5 protein-coding genes are annotated in these 2857 nt (G+C 34.7%); 3 read left to right on the top strand and 2 right to left on the bottom strand.

Going from position 1 to position 2857, the window contains the following annotated elements; translation table 11 throughout:
* Positions 1 to 125 precede the first annotated feature (125 nt).
* From FIB07_18155 to FIB07_18145, 3 genes are all read left to right on the top strand, one after another.
* A complete protein-coding gene (locus tag FIB07_18155; protein ID NJD54766.1) occupies positions 126 to 839 on the top strand; it encodes a hypothetical protein in 714 nt (237 codons plus the stop codon).
* A gap of 146 nt (positions 840 to 985) precedes the next feature.
* Positions 986 to 1294 (top strand): nucleotidyltransferase domain-containing protein, encoded by a 309-nt coding sequence (locus FIB07_18150; protein ID NJD54765.1) that lies wholly within the window; start codon positions 986 to 988, stop codon positions 1292 to 1294.
* Positions 1236 to 1814: a Fic family protein gene (locus tag FIB07_18145; GenBank protein NJD54764.1), complete on the top strand. Its 579-nt coding sequence runs from the start codon at positions 1236 to 1238 to the stop codon at positions 1812 to 1814. Before FIB07_18150 ends, FIB07_18145 begins: the two co-directional genes overlap by 59 nt.
* Before the next feature lie 209 nt (positions 1815 to 2023).
* On the opposite strand, the gene FIB07_18140 is transcribed toward FIB07_18145, so the two are convergent.
* Together FIB07_18140 and FIB07_18135 are read right to left on the bottom strand one after the other, a co-directional pair.
* Entirely contained in the window at positions 2024 to 2404 is a 381-nt protein-coding gene (locus tag FIB07_18140; protein ID NJD54763.1) for a hypothetical protein, read from the bottom strand.
* Positions 2392 to 2637 carry a hypothetical protein gene (locus tag FIB07_18135; protein ID NJD54762.1) on the bottom strand — a complete coding sequence of 82 codons (246 nt, stop codon included), beginning with the start codon at positions 2635 to 2637 and terminating at the stop codon, positions 2392 to 2394. The genes FIB07_18140 and FIB07_18135 overlap by 13 nt, the downstream gene beginning before the upstream one ends.
* Positions 2638 to 2857 lie beyond the last annotated feature (220 nt).

Below are 2857 nucleotides of genomic sequence, written 5' to 3'. Positions count from 1 at the left end.
ATTGTTTTTATCCTATTTATAGCTATGTATAAACTGAATATATGTTATAAAATATAAGTTAAATTAAAAATACCATTATTAGTTAGTTACCGTACTTAAGGGAAATAGAATCTGCACTTGGTAGCATGACATCGCCTAATTCCCAGTTTTTTCGAGAAGCTCTAACTTCATCGACTGACATCGATAAGAAAAGATACATTTTTTTACTCGGTTTAAAGGTTATCAGAGAGCAACTTGAAAGCTTAATTCCTAACAAAATCGATAAGATGAATTTGATAGATGGTAAACTTCGGAAAATTATTGAAGCATTCAAACGATGTGGCGTTTATCTGCTTCCGAACGGAGCATTAGAAAACTATATGCCAAGTTACAGCAAAAATCCATATATAATTTCGGATAAAGTTAAGACTGAAGTTTTTGATCAAGAACGAGACTTTATTTTAAACAATGACCTGAATGAGGAACAAGTTCGTTCGAGATACGGTGAACTTATTAATATATTAGATAAGGCATCTCGCTCAAGCATGGTAAACATGGATGAACAGCTAAGTTACACTATTAGCGATTGGATACATAAAGTTCAAATGGCATTTAGGCGTGGTGAAATCCAAGATGTAGAGTCTTTGAAAAGAAATGCAACGGTGGAATGGGCTATTCATTCGCGAATAATTGAATTACTAGAATTCTCGCCAAATTTGGATGGATTTATCAGTAGAATCAAACTAAAACCTTTAGTCGATCCAATGGAGAGAGAAGTTAGATTCATTAATGCAACAGTGGCTGCAAATTTCAAATTAGAAGTTGAATCAATTCAAGCTAACCCATTACAAGCATTATAATAAATAAAATTCAAGAAATGTATATTGTAAGTTAAGTAGATAGGATATTATCGAGATGTCAACCAAAGGAGAAATTATTACAATTTTAATAAAAATTCCATACTTGATATTTTCAATATATTCCTGTCCCCACAGTATGAGGAATAATGACAGACTCTGATGAAAAAACAGACCTTGAACAAATAGTCAACACAACATTAAATGAAATCAGCAGCATCAAAGCTATATACCTATTTGGCAGCATCGCAAAAGGAAAAGAGAACGAAAAAAGCGATTATGACATTGCTGTAATAGTAAGAGAATATCCGGAAAATGACTTAGATAAAATAGCCAGAGTAAGATATTCCCTTCTTGGAGAAATAAAAAGACCGCTTGAGATATTGCTCATTGGTATGGATGATCTTGAATATTCGTCCCCCTTCCTTTATGAAATCAAACGACTCATCTCAACTTAATCCTGTTCTTATTGCTGGAATATCACATTACGAATTTGTAAGGATCCATCCTTTTGTAGACGGTAATGGCAGGACTGCGAGGGCGTTAGCGACCCTTATCCTTTATCTCAAGGAATTTGACATTAAGAAATTCTTTGCATTAGATGATTATTACGACAGCGACAGACTGGCATATTACCGCGTTTTAAATTCCATTGATCAGAAAACACTTGATCTCACAGGATGGATCGAATACTTTACAGATGGCGTTCTTCTCTCCCTCACAAAAGTAAAGGAGAAGGTATTGCAGCTTTCTCTGGAAAAACATAAAAAAGATTCAAAAGGACAGTTGGCTCTTACAGAAAAACAGACTAAGGTTATTGAATATATGATTTTAAATGGACGAATAACAAGTGGCGAAATCCAAAAGATGTTTAAAATATCACGTCCTGCAGCATACAAGGAAATTAAAAAGCTAATTGAACAAAACTTAATCCAACCAAAAGGCACTGGTAGAGCTATATATTATGTTATCAAATAGGTTAACGCAAAGGTTAACGCAAAGGTTAACGCAAGGTTCTATAGACCTTGATTTATAGAAAGTTGCAGGGACTGAAAAAAAGTTGATGAAAGGCATTTTATCAGTCCCTGCAAGGTATAATATGAAAGATGGAATAGGTAAAAGTAACGGTCAAGCAATAATAATAAACGTTATGGATTACAGATCACAGAAAGCCCCTCCCGGAAAGATTATGGCGATTTTCCACCGCTTTTAAGCAGGAAGTAATACCTGGAATATTTTCTTCTATGGACAAAAACGATAATAGACGACACAAGATATACATAAACACAACCAAGAACAAACATTAATCCAAAATGAAAATAAAATTGTGAAGCCGTCATTGTATCCATATCCGGGCGCATCGAAGAAATGATGGAATACACTATCTCCAGAACAAAGAAAACCGGAAGATAAAAGAAAGATACAGCAATAAAAAATATGCGTAAAATTGGATAATTAAACCCTCCATAAATACCTATTGTTATGCAAACTATTGATATTATAAGAATAGCGCCAGCTACTATGGCTTTTTCTTTATCTGCTCTAAGAAATTCTTTCAAAATGTCCATGCATAACCTTTCTTAAAATCTTTCACATCCCCGGTCATCGTATCTATAATAAATAATGCTGTAGCAGGCACTTCTATCGCACCTGTCTTCTCTTTGAACTCGATGCTAACCTTCCAGACATCATTATCCTGTTTTGCGGAGCTAATCGAAAACTCTTCAATATTTAGAGTCATTTTTAGATGCTCCCTGATTCTTTTCTTCATATCCCCGAAGCTCAATTTTCCTGATGCCATATTTGCCACACTTCATATTCATATTAAAGTATGCTTATAAAAACGTTTCATCCTGATCGAGCCCATCCATTAATTCCAACTTTCTGAATTGCATGCTATTTTTAAAGGAATTCATCCTGTTAATCCTTTGTGACAAGAAGTTACATCATAAATTGCCTCGTGCTGCCCCTTCCGTTTGGGGTAATCCTACTGGGGTATGCGTCGGTAGTAATGCTGGGGT

Source organism: Candidatus Methanoperedens sp. (assembly GCA_012026795.1).
GTDB lineage: Archaea > Halobacteriota > Methanosarcinia > Methanosarcinales > Methanoperedenaceae > Methanoperedens.
This window is presented reverse-complemented; position numbering and strand designations above follow the sequence as displayed.

What these genes read in the sequence shown, in the direction of transcription:
- FIB07_18155 (NJD54766.1), top strand. Translation starts at nt 126, where the DNA reads ATGACATCGCCTAATTCCCAGTTTTTTCGAGAAGCTCTAACTTCATCG.
- FIB07_18150 (NJD54765.1), top strand. Translation starts at nt 986, where the DNA reads ATGACAGACTCTGATGAAAAAACAGACCTTGAACAAATAGTCAACACA.
- FIB07_18145 (NJD54764.1), top strand. Translation starts at nt 1,236, where the DNA reads ATGATCTTGAATATTCGTCCCCCTTCCTTTATGAAATCAAACGACTCA.
- FIB07_18140 (NJD54763.1), bottom strand. Translation starts at nt 2,404, where the DNA reads ATGGACATTTTGAAAGAATTTCTTAGAGCAGATAAAGAAAAAGCCATA.
- FIB07_18135 (NJD54762.1), bottom strand. Translation starts at nt 2,637, where the DNA reads ATGGCATCAGGAAAATTGAGCTTCGGGGATATGAAGAAAAGAATCAGG.